The sequence below is a fragment of the Gymnodinialimonas sp. JB5-7 genome (assembly GCF_055693405.1).
This window is the reverse complement of record NZ_JBVFUX010000012.1, coordinates 2793613-2814191: the sequence shown is the minus strand read 5'-3', so window position 1 is coordinate 2814191 and position 20579 is coordinate 2793613. Positions and strand designations below refer to the sequence as shown.

The 20579-nt window shown below is 60.5% G+C and carries 18 protein-coding genes; 1 reads left to right on the top strand and 17 read right to left on the bottom strand.

Annotated elements, in window-relative coordinates; translation table 11 throughout:
- Positions 1–19: 19 nt before the first annotated feature.
- The 5 genes from ACZ1HK_RS23225 to ACZ1HK_RS23205 form a co-directional block, all read right to left on the bottom strand.
- Entirely contained in the window at positions 20–1162 is a 1143-nt protein-coding gene (locus ACZ1HK_RS23225) for a nuclear transport factor 2 family protein (RefSeq protein ID WP_472630687.1), read from the bottom strand.
- Positions 1162–2229 (bottom strand): ABC transporter ATP-binding protein, encoded by a 1068-nt coding sequence (locus tag ACZ1HK_RS23220; RefSeq protein ID WP_472630686.1) that lies wholly within the window; start codon positions 2227–2229, stop codon positions 1162–1164. Before ACZ1HK_RS23220 ends, ACZ1HK_RS23225 begins: the two co-directional genes overlap by 1 nt.
- Before the next feature lie 167 nt (positions 2230–2396).
- Positions 2397–3251, bottom strand: coding sequence for a carbohydrate ABC transporter permease (locus ACZ1HK_RS23215; protein ID WP_472630685.1), 855 nt, complete (start codon positions 3249–3251; stop codon positions 2397–2399).
- A gap of 4 nt (positions 3252–3255) precedes the next feature.
- Positions 3256–4128 carry a carbohydrate ABC transporter permease gene (locus ACZ1HK_RS23210; RefSeq protein ID WP_472630684.1) on the bottom strand — a complete coding sequence of 291 codons (873 nt, stop codon included), beginning with the start codon at positions 4126–4128 and terminating at the stop codon, positions 3256–3258.
- Positions 4129–4176: 48 nt separating this feature from the next.
- Entirely contained in the window at positions 4177–5457 is a 1281-nt protein-coding gene (locus ACZ1HK_RS23205; protein ID WP_472630683.1) for an ABC transporter substrate-binding protein, read from the bottom strand.
- Positions 5458–5731: 274 nt separating this feature from the next.
- Between ACZ1HK_RS23205 and ACZ1HK_RS23200 the strand changes: the two genes are divergently transcribed.
- Positions 5732–7165 carry a mannose-1-phosphate guanylyltransferase/mannose-6-phosphate isomerase gene (locus ACZ1HK_RS23200; RefSeq protein WP_472630682.1) on the top strand — a complete coding sequence of 478 codons (1434 nt, stop codon included), beginning with the start codon at positions 5732–5734 and terminating at the stop codon, positions 7163–7165.
- A gap of 41 nt (positions 7166–7206) precedes the next feature.
- Here the strand turns inward: ACZ1HK_RS23200 and ACZ1HK_RS23195 are convergent, their stop codons facing one another.
- The 12 genes from ACZ1HK_RS23195 to ACZ1HK_RS23140 all read right to left on the bottom strand — a co-directional run bounded on the left by ACZ1HK_RS23195 (position 7207) and on the right by ACZ1HK_RS23140 (position 20558).
- Positions 7207–8430: a glycosyltransferase family 2 protein gene (locus tag ACZ1HK_RS23195; RefSeq protein ID WP_472630681.1), complete on the bottom strand. Its 1224-nt coding sequence runs from the start codon at positions 8428–8430 to the stop codon at positions 7207–7209.
- Complete coding sequence (locus ACZ1HK_RS23190) at positions 8427–9359, bottom strand: Gfo/Idh/MocA family protein (protein WP_472630680.1); 933 nt, start codon at positions 9357–9359, stop codon at positions 8427–8429. Before ACZ1HK_RS23190 ends, ACZ1HK_RS23195 begins: the two co-directional genes overlap by 4 nt.
- Entirely contained in the window at positions 9356–10612 is a 1257-nt protein-coding gene (locus tag ACZ1HK_RS23185) for a class I SAM-dependent methyltransferase (protein WP_472630679.1), read from the bottom strand. The genes ACZ1HK_RS23190 and ACZ1HK_RS23185 overlap by 4 nt, the downstream gene beginning before the upstream one ends.
- A 51-nt stretch (positions 10613–10663) precedes the next feature.
- Complete coding sequence (rfbG, locus tag ACZ1HK_RS23180; RefSeq protein ID WP_472630678.1) at positions 10664–11743, bottom strand: CDP-glucose 4,6-dehydratase; 1080 nt, start codon at positions 11741–11743, stop codon at positions 10664–10666.
- A gap of 2 nt (positions 11744–11745) precedes the next feature.
- Positions 11746–12519 carry a glucose-1-phosphate cytidylyltransferase gene (gene rfbF, locus ACZ1HK_RS23175; protein ID WP_472630677.1) on the bottom strand — a complete coding sequence of 258 codons (774 nt, stop codon included), beginning with the start codon at positions 12517–12519 and terminating at the stop codon, positions 11746–11748.
- A gap of 18 nt (positions 12520–12537) precedes the next feature.
- Entirely contained in the window at positions 12538–13644 is a 1107-nt protein-coding gene (locus ACZ1HK_RS23170) for a glycosyltransferase family 2 protein (RefSeq protein ID WP_472630676.1), read from the bottom strand.
- The gene (locus ACZ1HK_RS23165; RefSeq protein WP_472630675.1) at positions 13641–15545 is read right to left on the bottom strand and encodes an acyltransferase family protein; all 1905 of its coding nucleotides are present in this window, start codon (positions 15543–15545) and stop codon (positions 13641–13643) included. The genes ACZ1HK_RS23170 and ACZ1HK_RS23165 overlap by 4 nt, the downstream gene beginning before the upstream one ends.
- Before the next feature lie 262 nt (positions 15546–15807).
- Positions 15808–16422 (bottom strand): GntR family transcriptional regulator, encoded by a 615-nt coding sequence (locus tag ACZ1HK_RS23160; protein WP_472630921.1) that lies wholly within the window; start codon positions 16420–16422, stop codon positions 15808–15810.
- 60 nt (positions 16423–16482) lie between these two features.
- Positions 16483–17694 carry a LeuA family protein gene (locus ACZ1HK_RS23155; protein ID WP_472630674.1) on the bottom strand — a complete coding sequence of 404 codons (1212 nt, stop codon included), beginning with the start codon at positions 17692–17694 and terminating at the stop codon, positions 16483–16485.
- Positions 17695–17714: 20 nt separating this feature from the next.
- Positions 17715–18596 carry a dioxygenase family protein gene (locus ACZ1HK_RS23150; protein ID WP_472630673.1) on the bottom strand — a complete coding sequence of 294 codons (882 nt, stop codon included), beginning with the start codon at positions 18594–18596 and terminating at the stop codon, positions 17715–17717.
- Between the two features lie 21 nt (positions 18597–18617).
- On the bottom strand, positions 18618–19925 hold the full coding sequence (locus ACZ1HK_RS23145) for a TRAP transporter large permease (protein ID WP_472630672.1): 1308 nt from the start codon (positions 19923–19925) through the stop codon (positions 18618–18620).
- A 3-nt stretch (positions 19926–19928) separates the two neighbouring features.
- Positions 19929–20558, bottom strand: a complete 630-nt coding sequence (locus ACZ1HK_RS23140; RefSeq protein ID WP_472630671.1) for a TRAP transporter small permease subunit — start codon at positions 20556–20558, stop codon at positions 19929–19931.
- Positions 20559–20579: the final 21 nt, after the last annotated feature.

The window sequence follows — 20579 nt, the reverse complement described above, 5'->3', positions numbered from 1 at the left end:
TGGGCAGGTTGCCCTTGGCTTATGGGGTCGGGTCCGGCGCCAATTGGCGCAAGAGGTCGAATTCGTTGAACTGCATCCATTCCTCGGTGATCGTCTCACCGACGATCTTGTGCTGGGTGATGCCCCAAATGCGCACTTCCCGGCCCGTTGGCGCCCCATATGGCCCAAACCCGCCATGGGTGCCAGTGGCAGACCAACGCAGGGACGACCATGTCGTGCTCTGCCCGTCCTGCATGTAGTAAAGCGCCTCGGGCTCAAAGCTGAGGTCTGGGAACATGGCGAGCAGCGACAGAAGCGCGGATTGGTATTGCGCGAGGCTACGATAGCTGCGGTTCGTGGGGCCTTGATAGTTCAGCGCGGGCGCATAGGCGCGGGTCAGGCGCGAGAGCATGCGGCGGTTCCAGACGTCTTGCGTCATGGAGCACAGGAAGTCGGCCACATCGAACGGCCCATCCCCGCGAGGTGCGCCATGGGGCGGCTTGCCCTGCCCCGGGACGCGGGTCCGGCCCGAGGCGGCGAACAGCGGATCAGTCTCCACCTCAGCGGCGCGTGCGGCGGCGGCCAGCGCCTTCAGATCATAGCCAAGCTGCTGGAGCGTTGCGCCGAGATTGTATTGAACATGCTCCTCGAAAATCTCGTTCTCACGGGCCACGCAATTGGCAATGCACCAGACGTTCACCGGTCGCATCGTCGGCGGACCCCAGCGACTGAACCCGGTGTTGGTGCCCTTGATCACCGTGCGGTGTGAGGTGTGGAAGCCATGCTCCGCATCGCCCGCCCAGATGATTTCATCGGCGTAGAGCTTCACATCAGGGAAAGCGTTGATCGTGTGGGTGGTGTCGGCGACGATCTTGTCGCGTCCGTATTGCAGGCCGACATCATCCCAGACCCGGCAGTTATGGGCGTAGGTGTCGTAGATGTAGCCGATATCCTTCTCTTCCCAGATCCGGTGGGTGATGCGGACGATATAGTCGATGATGTTAAGGTATTGGTCCTCGAACCCCGTCATCTCTTGGCCCACGCCCTGCCCTTCGGCCAGGAAACGGTCGGTGCCGCCGCGCGTGTAGTCGTGGAGCGAAACGCTCAGGTCCTTGGGCATAAGCTCCGCCGGGACAACCAGAAGGCTGTTTGCCGCTTTCGCCACTGCCGGGACCTTAGCCATCACTTACCCCTAAGCCGGATGCGGTCGCCGCTGTCGGGATCGAACAGATACAGGTGGTCCGGATCGAGTTTGATGCCCACCGTTTCCCCCTGCTCCTTGCGCAGGTGCCGGTCGCCGCGTGCGATGACCCGCTGCTTGCCCCATTGCACCGTCAGGAGCGTGCTTTCGCCCGTATTCTCAAAGGCATAGATTCTGACATCAATGTCACCTTGCCCGGCGTCGTGCACGCTCATGTCGTCCGCGCGCACGCCGAGTATCGCCGTCTCGCGGTCGGGGCCGCCGATGCCGACAAGGCGCGTGCCGCCGGTGGTGACGAACATGCCGGATTGGACGGAGCCGTTGATGAGGTTCATCGCAGGTGAGCCAATGAAACCCGCCACAAACATATTGGCGGGGTCGTTGTAGATGTCGTCGGGGGTGCCAAGCTGTTGAATTACCCCGTTTTTCATGACGGCGACGCGATCGGCAAGGGTCATGGCCTCGATTTGGTCGTGGGTCACGTAGACGGTGGTGATCTGCAATTCGCGGGAAAGGTGTTTCAGCTCTGCCCGCATTGTGACGCGCAGCTTGGCGTCGAGGTTCGACAGCGGCTCATCCATCAGGAACACTTTGGGCGTCCGCACGATGGCGCGGGCAAGGGCCACGCGCTGCCGCTGGCCGCCAGACAGCGCCTTGGGCTTGCGGTGCAAAAACTCCGTTAGTTCAACCTGTTCCGCGGCTTTCTTCACGCGTGGCTCGATATCGGCTTTCGGCGTGCCGCGGACCTTCAGGGGATAGGCGATATTGTCGAAAATCGTCATGTGCGGGTAAAGGCCGTAGTTCTGAAACACCATGGCCACGTCGCGGTCTTTGGGCAGATCATCGTTGACCATTCGGTCGCCGATCCAGATCTCGCCCGCCGTGGGGTCTTCCAGCCCCGCGATCATCCGCATCGTGGTGGTCTTGCCGCAGCCCGACGGGCCGAGCAGGACCAGGAATTCCTCATCTTTGATGTGCAGCGACTGGTCGTCGACGCCGACGAAATCACCCCAGCGTTTGGTGAGGTTGTTGAGCCGGATTTCAGCCATGGATCAGGCCCTTTTGCGCTGTAGTGAAGCTGTAGTGAATCTGTAGTTTTTCTGTAACTACAATTGTAGTGCACGGTCTGACGCTCGAATGATCCGAACTCATCGCACGGCCCCCGTCGCGCCAAAGGCGCGCTGTTGATCGAATGATCATCGCACGGCCCCCATTGTCATGCCCTGAACGAAGTATTTCCGGATCGCCAAGGCGAGGACGAACATCGGCAGCATGATGATGATCCCGGCGGCGGAGAGCAGGTTCCATAGATCCCCCTCCTCCCCCGGAAGAGGGCAAGGCCAATGGGCAGTGTCGTGGCCTCTCGGTTCGTCAGGAACAGCGCAAACAGGAACTCGTTCCACGCGAGGATGAAACAGAAGATCGACGCGGTGACGAGGCCGGGCGCGGCCATGGGTAACACGATGTTGCGGATTACCTGCAAGCGGGACGATCCGTCGACCATCGCGGCCTCTTCCGTGTCCATCGGGATGCCGTCGATGAACCCTTTGATCATCCAGATCGCAAACGGCATGACGATGGCGAGGTTGACCATGATCAGCCCGATGCGTGTGTCCAGCAGACCGAGGTCTCGGAACATGATGAAGAAGGGCAGAATGATAACCACCGCCGGGACGAATTGCGTGGCTAGGATGACGACGAGGATCGTGGTTTCAAACTTCAGGCGGAAGCGGCTGAACGAATAGGCCGCCATGGTCGCAATCGGGATCGCGAAAACAACTGTGACAAAGGCCACGATTGTCGAGTTGAACAGCTTCGCACCCAGATCATAGGGTTCTTCGAACACCGTACCGAAATTCTCAAACGTCGGCGTGAAGAAGAGGCGCAGCTGGTAGACTTCGACGTGGGATTTGAAGGCCGCGAGGAAGATCCAGATGATCGGGATCAGCATGATGAAGGCGGCGATCAGGATCAGCACGGTCTGAACCGCGCGCCAGAGGCGTTGCTTGCGCTTGCCGGTCCAGAATTCGGAATTCGCGCCTGTTGTGGGGACTGTGGATTGTTCGGTCATGCCCTCAATCCTTCTTGAACACGAATTTGGCGTAGAAGTATGTCAGCACCATCATCGGGATCACCATCAGCCAGGCGACGGAAGCCGCATAGCCCACCTGCCCGTAGCGGGTGGAGGTGATGTAGATGTAATGGCTGAGCGTCTGGGTCGCGGTGCCGGGCCCGCCGTTGGTCAGCATGAAAACCTGGTCGAAGGTCTTGAGCGAAAAGATCGCCTTGAGGATGATGACAACGGCCAGAACCGGCATGAGTTGCGGCAAGGTCACATCCTTGAAGACGCGCCAGCCGGAGGCGCCGTCGACCTGCGCGGCCTCGATCGTGTCTTGCGGGACACTTGCCAGCCCGCCGATCAGCACAAGGGTCAGGAACGGGATCCAGCCCCAGACATCGGCCATGACGATCACGGCAAAGGCGAGGTCTGGGTCGGCGAGCCACGACACGTCAGCCAATGGCGGGAAGACGACGCCGAAGAACGCGTCAAACAGGCCGAATTCCGGGTTGAACATGAAGCGGAAGGACACGCCGATCAGCGCGGGGCTCATCGCGAAGGGCAGGATCAGCAGGGTTTGCACGCCCGACCGCAACCGACCGCCCGGGGCCAGCAGCATCGCAAGGCCAAGCGCAAACAGCGTCGTCAAGACCACCGTCACCACGGTGTAGAGCCCCGTCACCCAGACGGAGTTCCAGAACGCGGGCTCATAAAGAAACGCCCATGTGTAATTCTCGAACCCAAGCCAGTTCTGCGGGAAATCGCCCCGGTCGGTGCGCCCCTGATAGAACGAAAACCGCAAGGACTCGATCAGAGGCCAGACGGCGGTGGCAAAAACCACCAAGACCGCTGGCACAACCAGCAGGTATTTCAGGGTTTGATCACGCATGGGCAAAAGCGGGCGGGGACGCGGACGCCCCCACCCCTCCAGAAAGGATTACTGGATGCGTCCGGCGCGCCGCAGCACACGGTCCGATTGCTCGGCCGCCGCCATCATCAGCTCGCGCACGTCGCCGCCCGCGGCCGCCTCGGCAATCGCCGCCGATAAGATGTCGCCAACCTCGGGCCATTCCGGGATTTGCGGCATGATGTCGGAGTTCTGCAGGCTGTTGTAGGCCGCCGCCTGAATGTCGGCATTGGCCGCGTTCACATCCGGATCGGTCAGCGAGGTCACATGGGTCACCACGTTGTTGATGATCGTCTCGCCACCCACTTCCCGCTCGATTGCGTTCGCACGGTCCATATCGGGGTTCGACAACCACTTGAGGAATTCCCAGGCCGCTTCCTGGTTCTGCGAATAGCTGGAGATCGAGAACGGCATGGAGATCGCGTAGGTCGCGGTCGTGCCCTGATAAGACGGCATGCCGACAAAGCCTACCTGATCCTCGGTCAGCGTGGAGCTGTCGGGGTTGATGAAGCCGGAATAGGCCCACCACCAGACGGGGATCATGGCTGAGTTGCCCTGCATGAACGACTGGCGCGCGTCTTGTTCGACAAAGGCCAGGCTGTTGGGGTTCGTCACGCCATGTTCGGTATGCAGCGCGATATAGGCCTCGGTCGCGGCGAGCGCCTCTTCCGATGTCCAACCGGCGGTGTAGTCGTCGTTGAAGATCTGTCCGCCCGCAGCCCAGAGGAAGTTGATCCAGATGAACAGGTTCTGACGGTTGCCGTCGTTGTTGTAGTAGAGCGCGAGGGGCGCGATGTCTGGGTTTGTCTCAGACAGTTCCTGCCCGATGCGGATCACGTCATCCCATGTGGCGGGCGGCGTCTCAATGAGGTCCTTGCGGTAGAACATCAGCTGCGCATGGGCGCGGAGCGGGAAGCCGAGGGTTTCGCCCTCGAACTGCGCGGAACGGGCGAAGGCGGGCGGATAGCGATCCATCGAGATGCCGTCGCGTTCCATCAGCTCGTCGATGCGTGTCAGCCAGTGCGCGTTTGGCGGGCCCCAGCTGTCGAGGTAGTTGACCACGTCGAAAGCGCCATTGGCAGCGATGCCTTCTGCGTTCACACGCTCCTGCAGGGAGCCGAACGGGATAAACGTCCATTCCACGTTGATGCCGGTCAGTTCCGTGAATTCGGCATCGCGCAGGCGCAGGCCGTCGAATTGCGGGGTGACGACCGACAGGATGTTCAGGGTCGTGCCCTCGTACGGGCGGTCGGGAAGCAGGCCGTAAGGCAGGTCTTGCGCGTGGGCGAGCCTGGGCAAACCGGCCGCCATGGCCATTGCTGATACTGTTGTTAGGAATGTCCGTCTTTGCATCGCTATACCTCCCAGTTTGGCGATTCTCAGTCCGATACCCTCAACCTTAAGCGGAGTTTTGAATTCCACAAAGGATTTTTGCATACCTATGCATGGATTGCCGGGCAGGACCGCGAAAATCCGTGACGACAACGTGGGTTAGGCCGGATAAGCTGGTGATGGGCCGAGCGGGATGGGCATGATGTCCGATCCCGGGGCAACGGCGGCCCGGGGCAGAGGGAGAAGGCGCAACATGACACACCCTGTGCATCCGGTCATTCTGTGCGGCGGATCTGGCACGCGGCTTTGGCCGGTGTCGCGGCAATCCTTTCCCAAGCAGTTCACCCAGCTGACGGGCGCGCACTCCCTGTTCCAGACATCCGCCGCCCGCCTGAACGGTGCAGACTTTGCCGCACCTGTCATCGTGACAGGATCGGATTTCCGCTTCATCGCCTTGGAGCAACTCGCCGCGATCGAGATCGCGCCGTCCGAGATCCTGCTGGAGCCGTCGGCCAAGAACACAGCCGCCGCTATCTGTGCGGCTGCCCTTTCGATTGAGGCGCGTCACGGGCCCTCGCTGATGCTGGTCGCGCCCAGTGATCATCTGATCCCGGATGTCGATCGCTTTCACGAGGCCGTTGCCGCCGCCCGCCCCGCCGCGGAGGCGGGCCATATCGTGACCTTTGGCATTCGCCCCGACCGGGCCGAGACGGGCTATGGCTGGCTGGAACTGTTCGAGGACATGGCAAACGACACGCAAGCCGCTGCGCAACCGCTCCGCTCCTTCGTGGAGAAGCCCGATGCCGACACCGCAAAGGCCATGCTGGCCAGCGGAACGCACCTGTGGAATGCGGGCATCTTCTTCTTTTCCACCCAGACCATCCTGGCCCAATTGGCCCACCACGCCCCCGACACGCTGGAGCTGACCCGTCAGGCGATGGACGCGTCCAAGCCCGATCTGGGCTTTCGCCGCCTTTCGCCCGCGCCTTGGGAACAGCTGCCGGATATCTCCATTGATCATGCCGTGATGCAGAAGGCTGAGGGTCTTGTGGTTGTGCCTTTTGACGGCGCGTGGAGCGATATGGGCGATTGGCACGCGGTGTGGCGCGAAGCCGAGAAAGATGGCGACGGCATCGCCACAACCGGGCAGGTCACAGCCGTCGATTGCAAGGGCACGCTTCTGTTCGGCACCTCTGACCGGCAGGAGGTCGTAGGCATAGGACTTGAAAACCTTGTCGTGGTCGCCATGCCCGACGCCGTGCTGGTGGCCCATCGCGACCGGGCGCAAGAGGCGAAAGATGCCGTGGCCCGTCTGTCTGCCAAGGGCGCAGATCAGGCCACGCGCCTGCCCATCGACTACCGCCCATGGGGATGGTTCGAAAGCCTGACCATCGGCACGCGCTTTCAGGTCAAACAGATCGTCGTCAAACCGGGTGCGGCGCTGTCGTTGCAAAGCCACCATCACCGGGCCGAGCATTGGATCGTTGTTGAGGGGACGGCAAAGGTCACCATCAATGACGAGGTGCATTTGGTGTCCGAGAACCAGTCCGTCTACGTGCCCCTAGGCGCCACGCATCGGCTGGAGAACCCCGGCAAGCTGCCCATGCGCCTGGTTGAAGTGCAAACCGGCGGCTATCTCGGCGAGGACGACATCGTTCGATACGAGGATGTCTACGCCCGCGACTGACACGCGGTCGCAGGGCGGGCCGTGAAACGCAGCCCTCGCCGTTACAGCGCCGCCATTCGAGACGAAATCAGCCGGCGTCGCTTGCGCCAGGACAATCGCGCGCCCACCGCGCCCTGCGACAGGTCGCCTACGGAAATATCGAGGCTGCGGCAAAACAGATCGATGTTCGGGAACTTCTCCGAGTGAACTTCCCAATGGCCGGAGCTGTGCACTGTCTTACGTGCCCCGATTGCCGGTTTGGCCGGCCCAGGCGCCTTGTAGGCCGGAAGGGTCGGTGCCCTTGCCCCCAAAGCTGTCACCATCGCTTCGATTTTGGCGACCGAATGATCAAATTCCGCCTGATCCGAATAGCTGAACGAAGACGCGATCTTCTGCACCCAGGCCGAATAGTCGATGTCGAGCGCGCCGCCAAACAGCGCATCATTGCCGATCATCAGCGCATTCAATTCATGCGACGCGGTGGCGCGCACCGACAGGTCAATGCGGTTTTCCGGGTCCCGTTGTTTCGCCTGAAGTTCATCATCGAAGAACTTTTGCGCAACGTCCTTGTCCCGCTTGGCCTTCAGCAGGGCCCAACCCGACGAATGCCGCGATTTGCCACTCACCGTGATCGAACAGGTTGTTCGCACGAAGTTTTGGGTGAATTTGAGCCCGAAGATAGCGGCGTAGACGTCTGGTGACATGGCGCCGAAATAGCTTCCGCCGGACTGCGCGGTCAGCCGGTTCACCACGTCGCGCGACACGGCCCCGTGGTAGATCTTGGCGCCGTTCAGGTAGCTTGGCTGTTGGGCCTTCAGAAAGGCCTCAAAAGCCTGGTCTGCATCGACCCGTTCGGCCAGCAGCGCAAAGTGCTTCGGCTTGAGGAGTGTGGAGGCAAAGCTCCCCTCGCCCGCCATCCCGGGCCAAAGATACCCGATGGGCTTCCACGCGATGGCATCGGCGCCCGTGCGGCGGATCAATTCCAACAGCGCGTCCGGCCCGAACGGGGCGATCGCATCATCATCGCCGATATAGACAATGTAGTCGCCCGTCGTTTGGGTCAGCACGAAATCGTAATGCCCACGCATGCTCATCGGTGTGGGCGGCTTTACGATCTTGAGACGCGGATCGGACAGCCCGGCCAGGAACTCGGCCGTGCCATCAACTGAATGATTGTCTGAAACCACAATCTCAAGCTGGTCATTGCGGGTTGCCAGCGCGCTGGCCACACAATGCCGCAAGGTGTCGAGCCGGTCTTTCGTGGGGATGACCAATGATAGCTTCACGGTTCCTTGCCCTTTTCGGATTGTCGGGCCAGCGCCTCAGTCGCTTGCCAGGCGGCGATGGTGGCATAGTCGTAGGCGCTCACGGCGGTGGCAGGTTCAACAAAGGTCTCGCGCACTACATGTGCAAGGACAGTTTGGCGCCGATCCCCGCGTTCCGGAAGCCGTTCCTGCGCATAGGGATCAGCCATCTCGACCCGCCAGTCTTGAGACGCGGAGGCCACTTCAAAGAGGGTTTCGTGTGAACGGGTGTCTATGTGCAGGTGCACTTTCCGCGACCGGCTGTCTTCGAACGAAGCCTGCCATTCCACCGCAATGTCAGGCGGGTTTCCTGCAAGCGTTGAGGCAAGGACCTTCTCAAACCCAAGCCATCGGAACAGATCGATTGCGTGTATCCCATAAAACCTCAGCGCGCCGCCGCCTTGGTCCGGGTCTCTTTTCCAATTGTCGAGATCGTTTTGGAAATGGTGGGCGTTGAACAGCCACCTCATCTGAAAGTCCGAACCGTCAGGCGCGTTTTCGATCTGTGATCGAAGCTCTTGTGCCCATCGCAGGTGACGGAAGTTGTAGCCAAAGCCCACATGGATCCCCGTGTTCTCCAGGTGCTTCAGGACCGCCTTTGCCTTGAGCGGCGTGGCAGCAATGGGCTTTTCCAGCAAGATCCGTTCAACCAAGGTGTTTTTGGCGATTTGCTGGACAAGATCGTCCTGCACCTGCGGCGGCACCGCCAGGATCAGACCCTGACAGTCCGCTTGCATCGCTGCGAAGTCCGGCACCCATTGTGCTTCGGCTTCCAGATGGGCGACATCTTCGCGAGCGCGCAAAATCGCTCGGCTCTTTTCAGCGAGGACCAAATGCACCCCCGGCAGTGCAGCGACAACCGGAGCGTAGCCATAAAGCCCGAAGCCGCTGCCGAGGATCCCAATCTTCACGGGTGCGTGTCTGGCGCGCCGGGTTCGAAATCGTCGGGGTGAATGACGTCAACGATCTCTCCGGAGAACCCTCTTTGCCGCATGAATGCGTGGATTTCATCGCGAATGTGCCATGCCAGGTTAAGGATGGGAGCGGCGTCTGTCACATCAAACTCAGCGTCCGCGACGATCGGAATCCGGGTGCCGGGCACATAGTGGTCCACTTTGATTGAGGTGTCTCTTTCATAGACACAGGCCAGGTCCGCCACGTCCAGATCAAGCAGTTTGACCGGGATGGCAGATCGCCCCGGAAAGGCTTTGGCCCGGAGGGGGCCGTGTGTGGCCACTAGCTTGGCGAGCTGCGCCGACTTGCGCGCTTTCCAATGGCGCACCCGTTCCTGCATGGCGGCCAGCGCACGCCCGAACGTCGCCTCTTCCGCGCGGGTCTGGGCGATGACCGCGGCAGTCTCGTCCGACTGCGGCAGAACCCGGGACATGAGCACCTGGATATTGCCGCCGTAGCGCGCGGGGAAGGCCACGCGCGACAGAACCAGCCCCAACCGATCTGCAATGACCTCGAATGAACCCAGCGAGTAGGTGCGCGGATGTTCGTGATAGAAGGTGTCGAACTGATCGCGCGCCACGATGGCGCCAAGGTAATGGTTCTCGATCACCAGCAAGGTCTCGGGCCCCAGAAGAACATTCAACGCCTCGATGACCGAGCCCAGATCATCGATATGGGCAAACACGTTCGTGAAGGTGATGACGTCCGGCTGGCCATTTTTTTCAACAAAGCTGCGCGCACTGTCGGGCGAAAAATACGCCTGCAGGACGTCGTGACCAGCGGCTTTGGCATCATTGGCAGCGCCAGTCGGTTCGATCCCGAACGTGCGCGCGCCGGCGTCGCGGAAAAATCCAAGAAGGCTGCCGTCGTTGCATCCGATGTCCAGAACGCACCGGCCCTGAAGCTCGGTTCCGGTCTGCGCCACACGTTCGACCAGCGCCTTCATGCCGTTCAGAACGTCGGCCGTGTGCTTGGCGCGGTAATGGTAGTTTTCCGGAAACAGCTCGCGCGGCGGGACCTGAAAGCGCTGATGGGCCGTCCGACAGGTCTCACAATACAGGATCTCGATCGCGTATTCCGTACAGGTCCGGTCGCTATTGACCGATACCAGATCGTCGCACAGCGCATGGGCACCAAGGTCGAGCACAGGTACAAGGTCCGTGCTTCCGCAGACCTCGCAATCCGAGATTTCTTTGAGCGTCTGGGACAAGCGGGCACCATTCAGGTCAAGACAGGTTAGTGCCTGATATAACCTGCCATGTTAGGGGTCAATTCGAAGGCCTTTGGCTTGCGCCGCGGACAGGTATCGCTGGATTTGCGCCTGGGTGACCGCCGTCATATCTGCGCCGCGCAAAACCTCTGCGTACCAGTCGGCCGTCACCTCAAGGGCGGTCTCGATGGACCAGACCGGGCGCCAATTCAGCTTTGCCTTCGCTTTGGAGACATCAAGGCTGAGATGTTCGGCTTCTCCGAAACTTTCGGCCTCGACGCGCGCGCCTTGGGTACTTCCCAGCCGTGACAGCAAAAGGCCCGCGACCCCTTCAACCGTTCGGGTATCATCTGCATCGGGTCCGAAATTCCAATCCGATGCCGCATCGGACGGGTTTTGCCAAAGCTCTTCGGCCAGCGCGATATAGCCCCAGACCGGTTCCAGGACATGTTGCCAGGGCCGCACGGCATTGGGACGACGCAAGACCGTCTGTTCGCTTTGCATATGCGCGCGCACAAGATCCGGCACGAGCCTGCGGGCAGCCCAATCGCCGCCACCGATCACGTTGCCCGCGCGGGCGTTTGCGACGTCATACTGAAAGGTTCGACCAAAACTGGATCGGAACGACGACCCGATGATGTCGGCGCTGGCTTTTGAGGCGGAATACGGGTCATGCCCGCCAAGTGGATCACCCTCACGAAAGGGCACGCCCTTTTCCAGGTTCAGATAGCACTTGTCGGACGTGACGTTGATAACGGCGATCCGGTCCGCCCCACAGGTCCGCGCTGCGTCGAGGACATGGGCAGTGCCTGCGACGTTTGTCTCGATGCAGGTGGACGGGTCGTTGTAGGAGTCCGGCACAAGCGCCTGCGCGGCCAGGTGAAACAGAATGTCCGGTTTGACATCGGCAACGCGTCGGGTTGTTGCGTCGCGGTCCCGAATGTCGGTGAGTGAGGAACTCGACAACAAGGCGTCCAGATCGGTCTGCTGATAGATGCCCAGCGCGTCTTCTGGCGCCAGTGCCATCCCATGCACATCCGCACCAAGGCTTAGCAGAACATGGGACAGCCATGCGCCCTTAAAGCCGGTATGGCCGGTGATCAAAACCCGCTTGCCCTGCCAAAACGGCATGATCACCTCCAGACGCGCCACGGGGCGGTGTCGGTTTCCCACAGCCGCTGCAATTCGGTCCGGTCGCGCAGGGTATCCATCGGCTTCCAGAACCCATCATGGAAATAGGCGTGGAGCTGATTGCCGCGCGCCAGTGCCTCCAGCGGCTCCGCTTCCCAGACCGAGCTGTCGCCGTCGATATGCTCGAACACTTGCGGGCTGAGCACGAAGAAGCCGCCGTTCACCCAGCCCCCATCGCCGTCCGGTTTCTCCTTGAAGCCCGTCACCCGTGTTTCCGCAAAACTCAATGATCCAAAGCGCCCTGGCGGCTGCACGGCCGTGACGGTGGCGGCCCCTCCATGGGCCTTGTGAAAGGCCTCCAACGCGCCGACGTCGATATTCGCGACCCCGTCGCCATAGGTGAAATGGAACGCCTCTTCGTCTTTCAGGTGCTCTTTCAGGCGCAACAGACGCCCGCCTGTCATGGTGTGATCCCCGGTATCAATCAGCGTCACTTTCCACGGTTCGATATTCTTGCGATGCACGGTGATGGCATCGCTTTGGAGATCAATGGTGATGTCGGAACGGTGCAGCGCGTAGTTCGCGAAGTATTCCTTGATCATATATCCTTTGTACCCGCAGCAGATCGTGAATTCGGTCACGCCGTAATGGCCGTAAACCTTCATGATATGCCAAAGGATTGGATGACCTCCGACTTCGACAAGCGGCTTTGGTCGGACGGTGGTTTCCTCGCTAAGCCGGGTTCCCAAACCCCCGGCAAGGATAACTGCCTTCATGCCCCTCGTCCTTTCATATCATCGCCATGTCCCGCGGCGGATCAGGCCAAGATCCTCGAAATCGCGCGAGGATGAATAGCGGCGCGTGCTGTCGCGCGTCGGCAATTCGCTCAAAGCCTGCTCTGCATCCATTATCTGCTGATAGTAGGCACCGCCAGCCGCATGTTGGCCCCGATCGGAATTGTATTGGAAGCGGTCGGCCCCACCCACAAACTTGAAATGAAGGTAAGCCGCCGAGGTTTCACTGAGTTTCAGCGATTGCGTCAGCGCGTGCGGCCCGCCGGGCACACGCATCCCCGTGCGCCACTTTACCAGCGCGATCTTGGTCATCTGGAAGGGGTCTGTGCCCAGCCATCGTTTCACAGCACGCCGCGTTATGCGGTACGTCCACCAATCCCAGCCCTTGGGGTCCAGCGGCCTGCCGATATGGGCATATTTCTCAAGCAACGTGCGCTGCCACCGCGCCAGTTTGCGACCGCTGCGGTAAAACATGCGTTCGCGGACCCCGCCATAGGCACAGATCGGAGGCGTGGGGTATTTCCGCTGAAAGCGCGTCGCCGCGGGCAGCAAACGGTAGCCGTCGACCGGGTCGGTGGGGTCGTCGAACAAGGGATAGGCCTCGATGAGGCTCCCGCCGTCATAGGGCTGCTCGCCCAGCGGGGCTTCGCGAAACATGTCAACCATGATGGCGATCATAACCTCGGCGCCTTCGGCTTCGATATGCGCGACCAGATCACTCAGGGGGCGCTCTTCCATCGACGGATAGACGATATGCTCGTCCACATCCGGCAACATCGCCCATGCGCCATCGCAAAACGCATCCAGCACATCGCACCGCCAGGGTGATTTATGGACGCCGAACGTTGACCCCGGCTTGGGTTTGTAGATCGTGACATCCGGCTGCCCTTCCAGGACAGAGGCCGTGGCATCCGTGGAATGATCATCGATCAGAATAAAGTGCGCCACCCCTCTGTCCCGGTAATGCTCAAGATAGCCGGGCAGGATATGCCCTTCGTTGTGCGCGATGGAGATGGCCAGCAGCCCCTGCCCGGCTGTCTGCGCCAATTGGGTGCGCGACAGATAGCGGGTCTCGCTCGGTGGAAGGTTGGATTGGGGCGTCGTCATCTGGCGATCGCGTCCATCATCGCGTCTGCGATCATTTGCGCCCCGGCAACTGACGGATGATCGTCGTCAAAATAAAAGGAAACCCCATCCCGGCCTGCATAACAGTCCACGTCGTCACAAAACAGGGGCGTGGTGTCGAATAGCTCTGCTCCAGCCGCCACTGCATCGGCGAACCCGCCCTCGCGGCGCTGGTCCCACCAGGCGCGCGTGGCACCCGTTATGCCATCGCCCACGGCGCCCTGCACAAAGACCAGATCCTCGATATGGCGCGGCAGATCAGGGGCTGAGGCCACGATCACAACGCGCTTGCCTGCAGCGATCAAATCCTCGGCAATCGCGCCTAAATCCGCCGCGACCTGCTCAGCCGGGCGCGCTGCATTGTCCCGCAGGATGTCCGGGTAAGCGCCGGGATGGTCGCCGTACATGTGCGAATGGACCCGGTAAGCCAGAAAAACCGTTTCGATTTCCGGCGTGTTCCGAAGGGTTTCAAGGGCCTCCATCGTCCAGGCCTCACACTCGGGATTGTTGCCCGGATGCTCGAAGAACGGATAGCAGGCAGAGAAGGTCAGGTGCAGCACGCTCATCTCAGGGGTGAGTGCGTTTCCAATGGCGGCGGCCAATTCCACGCCGTGACTATCGCCCAAAACGGCCATGCCCAGGGGCCCATCGCCGTGGATACACGCCTCACTCGGCGACAGATAGGATGCCCCTTCCGTGTGGCAGGCTGCCCGAACGGGGCTGCTGATTGCCGTCTCGGAATAGGACAGAAGCTCCGGGTCGGCGGCAAACCGCGACGGCACGCCGCGATTGGCATGTCCATACACGCCAACGGCCACAAACGCGAAAACGGCCGCCAGCGTTCCAAGGAATAACGGTGCACCATGCACGGACCTTGCCCGCGCGCCCCGAAACGGCGTCTCAACGAAACGGTAGCTCAGATAGGCCAGCGCCAGCACCACAGCGATCAAGCCCATACGCGTGATCATGGGCGCACGTTCGACCGTGATGATATGATGAAAGGCCGAGACCGGTTGATGGATCAGGTAGGCCGAGTAACTGATCAACCCGATCCCCACCAAAACACGCGTCGACAGCAGGCGGGCGGCCAACGCAGTCTTGGGCCCCAAGATCACCAGGGCCGTTCCAAGCACCGGGATGGCGACCCAGATCTGCGAAAAGGATGGGTCAATCCAGCCCCCGAACCCGATGGCGCACGCAATTGCAATCAGCCCCAGATCAGAGGCGCGGCGCGCAATGGCTTCGTTGGAAAACGCGGGCATCAGGGCACATCCCGCCCCAATCACCAATTCCCAGGCCCGCGCACGGGTCTGGAAGAAAAGCTCCTCATTCCCGGCGAATTGTCCCCAAAGACCATACGAAAAGCTGACCAAAATGATGGCTGCGAGGCCCATGCCCACCCAACGGATGCCCAATTTCCATACGAAAAACAGCAAGGGCGGGAAGAACAGGTAGAACTGCTCTTCGACGGCAAGGCTCCACATATGCAACAGCGGCACGCTGGCCGCGGCGGGTGCGAAGTAGTCGGCCTGCTGCGAGAAATAGATATTGGCCACAAAGGTCGACGTCGCGGTCAACGTTCTTGAGTATTCTGCAAACGATGGAGGGCCGAGAAGCGTCCATGCCGCAAGTGTCGTGGCCGCCAGCACCACCAGCAAAGCCGGCATGATCCGCAAAATGCGCCGCTTGTAGAAGCGGACGATCGAGAAGGTGCCTGCGCGCAGGTCATCCACAAGAATGCGCGTGATGAGGTATCCGCTGATGACGAAAAACACGTCGACGCCAACATAGCCGCCGGAAAAGCCGGGGATGGCGAAATGGTAAAGGATGACCCCCAAAACCGCCACGGCGCGCAAGCCATCTATTTCGCGTCGGTATGTCATCAATCGTCTATTTCGCAGGCCTTGTGCGCATCGGGTATGACGGTCCGACCGCTCTTACGCGTCCGTACTGACTTTGACAAATGGCGACGACCCGCCTCCGCAAAGAAGCCGCACATGAAAGCCGCGTTGGCCTCTCCGTCTGACGCGGACAGGGGGCACTGGCGCAGAACAAACTGGAAAAAATCTGGACCCGAACGGGGCACCTTTTCCGGGAAAAGCACGGCAAGTTTCGTGAAAACGGCCGAGGACGAGATGCCGTTGACTAAGCGATAAACGCCTTCAGAAAGTCACCGGTCCTTTCATAGTGAAGCAATAGAAGCCGCACGGCTTCGCTGGGGTCCTCGGCGATGACAGCATTCAGGATGTCCTGATGTTCATCATCTACTCTGCGCCCTTTGTAGTCCTTGGAGCGCCCGGCGATATAGCGGTACCGAATATTGAGGTCGTATAACTGGTCACAAATTCGGATCAGCAAGGGCGAATTACAGTTCCCGATCAGGGCCATGTGGAAATTCTTGTGCTCGACCTCAAACGCCTCAACCCCTTCGGATTTCGTGCGGGTCATCCGGTGGTGGATGAGGACAAGGTCTTCGATCCATTCCGGTGTCGCGCGCTCCATGCTTTTGCGGAGTGCTTTGCCCTCTAACGTGCTGCGCAGGCTGAGAATTTCGTCGAAATTCTCACGGCTGGTCAACGCCGCCTGAAACCCGCGTTGTTCGTGCCGGACCACAAGCTGGTCCGACACCAGCAGACTAAGGGCTTCGCGAATGGGCGACGCGCCGACATCCAGCACCTTCCGCAAACGCTCGATCTTCAGCTTCTCACCGGGGGCAAGCCCGCCGGTCAGAAGCATCTGGCGCAGCTGGCGATAGGCCAGCTTGGTCGAGGATTCCGCTTGCGTTGGAAGAGACTGGAAAGGGATCGTCTGGTCCTCCGTTCAGGCCGCTTTGACGGCGGCGACGATATTGGCGAATTCCTCGTTGGACAGCACATCGCGCTTGGCGATACCGGCCTTTTTGACCTCATCGAGGATGGCCCCGATCTTCTCGTCCTCAAGCTCGCCCATGCCCAATTCGCCCATCTTGTAGATGATGGAGGCCTTGCCAGATTTCTTGCCCAAAACGACCTCCCCTTCCTTGCCCGTCAAGGACGGGTGCGTGGCAAACATCACCAGCGGATCGTTCATCACATAATTGATGCCGATGCCACTCTCCCGGATGAAATTTCCGTGGCCCAGTACGGGTTTGTTCCGCGCAATCGGGATGTTGGATTTGGCCGAAATCATCTCGGCCAGTTCGGGGATTTTGTCCAACTTGTATTGCGTGTCGTAGCCGTAGAGCAGGTGCAGGCCCATCATCAGCTCTTCCAACGCGGCGTTGCCGGTTCGCTCTCCCAGACCATTGGCGCAAGAATGCACGCAGACCGCGCCTGCGGTGACGGCGGCCAGTTCGGTGGCCACGCCCATGCCGAAATCGTTGTGGGTGTGGATCTCGATCGGCAGGCCGGTCATGTCGTTGACCCAGCGCACCATGTGCTTGATCGCCTCGGGCGTGGCGCAGCCCATCGTGTCGACAATGCCGATGCTGTCGGGCGGCGCGTTGTCCATGATGTAGTTGCACAGGTTGGTCAGATCGTCCTTGCGCGCGCGCGTCGTGTCATACGGGAAGAACAGCGCATGCAGTCCGTTTTCGCGGGCGTAGTTGATCACCGGCGCGGTCTTCTTGGCCACATCTTCCCAGGTCCAGCCGAATTGCGTGACCAGCTTGGGGTAGCCAATCGGCACCTCGATCACGACACCGTCCGCGCCGCATTCCAACGCCAGGTCGATGTCTTTCTGCATGGCGCGGGCAAAGGTGAAAATCTTGGAGTTCAGGCCGAGTTTGGAGATTTCCGTGATCGCGGTCTTGTCGTCGGGCGAAACGGCAGGCATCCCGGCTTCGATCCGGTCCACGCCCAATTCATCCAGCTTCGTCGCAATCTCGATCTTGTCGTCGACGGAAAACACCACGCCCGGTGTCTGTTCCCCATCGCGCAAGGTGGCGTCGTGGATTTCCACCTTTTCCGGCAGGTTCAACGCGCCCCGGACGTCGCTTTCAAAATTGTACGGGCTGACCCACCATTTGCCGTCTTCAAGATGTGTTTCGCGCATCTGTGCATTCCTTCTACAGGTCAGAAATTCTTAGAGTCAGGAACAAGGACGAAATCAAAATCGACCTTGAAATAGGGGATCGTGGCGTTGCGTCCAATCTCGAGATCATCCGGCAGCGCGTCGAGGTCGTGGCATTCCACGTAATCCATGATCAGATCGGTGCGCACGCCGAAGACTGCGTCTTGGTCGAGATAGGGATCGCCGTTTGCGAAGACTTCGGTGACCAGCGATTTCAGACCCGGAGCCTGCACGATGAAATGCAGGTGCGACGGGCGCCAGGGCGTACGCCCGGTGGCGCGGAAAAGCTCCCCCACCGGGCCATCATCGGGCACTTTGTAAGGGGCGGGTTTGACCGTGGTCATGGCATAGCGGCCATCGGCACCGGTCTTCATCGAACAGGTCAGGTTGAAGTCATCCTGGCCGCCGTCCTGGGAATAGTAGAGGCCGTTCTCTGCGGTCTGCCACAGCTCGATCATCGCGCCCTCGACGGGGTTCCCGTCCAGATCGCGCACATGGCCTTCGATCACGACTGTCGCGCCGTCATTGTCCTTTTTCAGGTCACCTCCCACTGGCAGCAAGGGCGCGCCCACAGAGTGAAACGGGCCAAGCACGCTTGAAGACGTGCCCCCGTGCTGCGAGCCGATCATGTCCACCAGCGACGACAGGCCCGTGACATCCGAGATCAGCACAAACTCGTTGCGTTCCTCGTCCGTTATCTTGCCCGCATCGGTGGCGAATTTCAGCGCCCGGCTCCATTCCGCGTGGGTCAGCTGCGTTTCCTTGGCGAAGGCATGCAGATGCTCAACCAGCTTGGAGAGCAAGAACATCGTGCGCGGGTCCGTGTCGTCCGCGCAGTAGTCCACAAAGGCCTGCGTGATGGTGTCTATTGTGACGTTCTTCATCGGGCAAAAGCTCCGTCAGGGTTAAAGCAGCGCGGTGGACAGGATCGGGAACTGGATGATCACAATCAGCACCAGCAGCATGAGGAAAGCGAAGGGAAGTGAGCCGAGGAACACATCCTTGAGCGAAATATTGGGGTCATTGAGCGTGCTCTTGATCACGAAACACGAGATCCCGAGCGGTGGCGTCAGCAGCCCGATCTCCGCACCGATGACCGTGACAATGCCAAACCAGATCAGGCTGAAGCCCATGCCCTCGATCAAGGTGATGAACAGGGGCACCACGATCAGAATGATGGAGGCCGTATCCAGCAACGTGCCAAGGACCAGCATCAAGATCACGTAAAGCAACATGATCTGGAAGAACGACAGGTCCCACCCCTGCAACAGCGTGTCGAGCTGGTTGGGCAGGCCCGCATATCCCAGCATACGGCTGTAGAAGGACGCCATGGCGATCAGCAGCAGGATCGCGGCGCTGATATGGCCGGTTTCCACCAGCGTTTCCCAGAATTCGCGACGCGACATGGATTTTCTGGCAAGGGCCACGATCAAGGCGAGGGCCGCACCCGCCGCCCCGGCCTCCACCGGTGTCAGCCAGCCGGTGTAGATGCCGCCCAGAACCAGCAGGATCAGCGCCACAACCGGCCAGGCTTTGCGGAACATCTCGGCAGGCGGCATGGCAGGCAGGGTGTCGGCCTTAATGTCCGTGCCGATGAAAGAGGGCCAGAACCGCGCCATCAGGAAGATGGCGGCGATGTACACGGCGGTCAGCAAAAGGCCCGGGATGATGCCCGCAAGGAACATGTCGCCCACCGACACTTCGGCCACGAAGGAATAGATGATCAGCATCGCAGACGGAGGGATGATCATGCCCAGAACCGACGATCCGGCGACAACGCCCACGGCAAAACGCTTGTTGTAGTTGTAGCGCAGCATCTGCGGCACGGCGATCTTGGTAAAGACGGAGGCAGAGGCGATGGACGACCCCGTCACCGCCGCAAAAATCGCATTGGCCCCGACTGTGGCCATGCCGATCCCCGCCAGGACCTTGCGGAAGGCGGAGTTCATCACGTCGTAGATGTCCCTGCCCAATCGCGCCTTCGACACCAGCAAGCCCATCAGCGTGAAAAGCGGGATGGTCGCAAAGTTGTATTCGGTGACCCCATCCCCGACCGCCACTTTCAGAAAGTTGAACGCCAGGATGGGCCGGCCCGACATCAGCCAGATCGACACAAACGACACAAGGCCAAGGGCCACGGGAATATAAAGGCCGAGATAGACGAGGACGACGATCGCCGCCACCGACAGCATGCCAATTGTAAGCGGATCCATCCCCTAGACCTCGCCACTGGATTGCGCGGTGACGTGGCGCGGGGCCTGCGTGTCGCCCAACACGGCCTTGAAGAAGAACAGCACGGCGGCCCAGGCACAGCCAAAGGCGATGGCAAGGCGCACCGGCCACCATGGCGCCTGCAAGATGCCGGGGGTTCCGAAGTAATCGCAGCGCGCCAGACCCGCTTTGAAGTCCACCCACAGGTTGCCGGTGGGCTCCGGGCCGAAATCCGGCGGCGTGAAGAAATGGCAGCTTTCAAAACTTTCCACGAATTCCGGCCAGACCGTCCAAACGATCAGGCACATGAACACGCAGGCGGTTGCATCCAGCACTCGGGTCAGCGTCGCCCCGAAACGCGGCGCGCGGCTGCGCATCAGGCCCAGAAACCCGTCCGAGCGGGTCAGACGCCCGGTGCGGACAACATCCGGCAGCTGCAGGAAGACGATCAGCGCCAATGAGAAAATAACGACTTCGACGACCCCACGGAACGGCGCGTTGAACAAGTTCCGCGAGACCACATCAACATTCATGATCGCCACCAATGTCAGCAGCACAAAGGCACCGCTGACATTGGCAATGATGGCGATCGCCACGACGAGGCGTTCAATTTTTCTCAGACCCGTGACGATCATGTTTATGGTCCAGTCCCGGCT

Bases quoted from the DNA above. Each gene is read 5' to 3' on its own strand.
- ACZ1HK_RS23225 (WP_472630687.1), bottom strand. From the start codon at position 1,162: ATGGCTAAGGTCCCGGCAGTGGCGAAAGCGGCAAACAGCCTTCTGGTT.
- ACZ1HK_RS23220 (WP_472630686.1), bottom strand. From the start codon at position 2,229: ATGGCTGAAATCCGGCTCAACAACCTCACCAAACGCTGGGGTGATTTC.
- ACZ1HK_RS23215 (WP_472630685.1), bottom strand. From the start codon at position 3,251: ATGACCGAACAATCCACAGTCCCCACAACAGGCGCGAATTCCGAATTC.
- ACZ1HK_RS23210 (WP_472630684.1), bottom strand. From the start codon at position 4,128: ATGCGTGATCAAACCCTGAAATACCTGCTGGTTGTGCCAGCGGTCTTG.
- ACZ1HK_RS23205 (WP_472630683.1), bottom strand. From the start codon at position 5,457: ATGGCGGCCGGTTTGCCCAGGCTCGCCCACGCGCAAGACCTGCCTTAC.
- ACZ1HK_RS23200 (WP_472630682.1), top strand. From the start codon at position 5,732: ATGACACACCCTGTGCATCCGGTCATTCTGTGCGGCGGATCTGGCACG.
- rfbG (WP_472630678.1), bottom strand. From the start codon at position 11,743: ATGCCGTTTTGGCAGGGCAAGCGGGTTTTGATCACCGGCCATACCGGC.
- rfbF (WP_472630677.1), bottom strand. From the start codon at position 12,519: ATGAAGGCAGTTATCCTTGCCGGGGGTTTGGGAACCCGGCTTAGCGAG.
- ACZ1HK_RS23170 (WP_472630676.1), bottom strand. From the start codon at position 13,644: ATGACGACGCCCCAATCCAACCTTCCACCGAGCGAGACCCGCTATCTG.
- ACZ1HK_RS23165 (WP_472630675.1), bottom strand. From the start codon at position 15,545: ATGACATACCGACGCGAAATAGATGGCTTGCGCGCCGTGGCGGTTTTG.
- ACZ1HK_RS23155 (WP_472630674.1), bottom strand. From the start codon at position 17,694: ATGCGCGAAACACATCTTGAAGACGGCAAATGGTGGGTCAGCCCGTAC.
- ACZ1HK_RS23150 (WP_472630673.1), bottom strand. From the start codon at position 18,596: ATGAAGAACGTCACAATAGACACCATCACGCAGGCCTTTGTGGACTAC.
- ACZ1HK_RS23145 (WP_472630672.1), bottom strand. From the start codon at position 19,925: ATGGATCCGCTTACAATTGGCATGCTGTCGGTGGCGGCGATCGTCGTC.
- ACZ1HK_RS23140 (WP_472630671.1), bottom strand. From the start codon at position 20,558: ATGATCGTCACGGGTCTGAGAAAAATTGAACGCCTCGTCGTGGCGATC.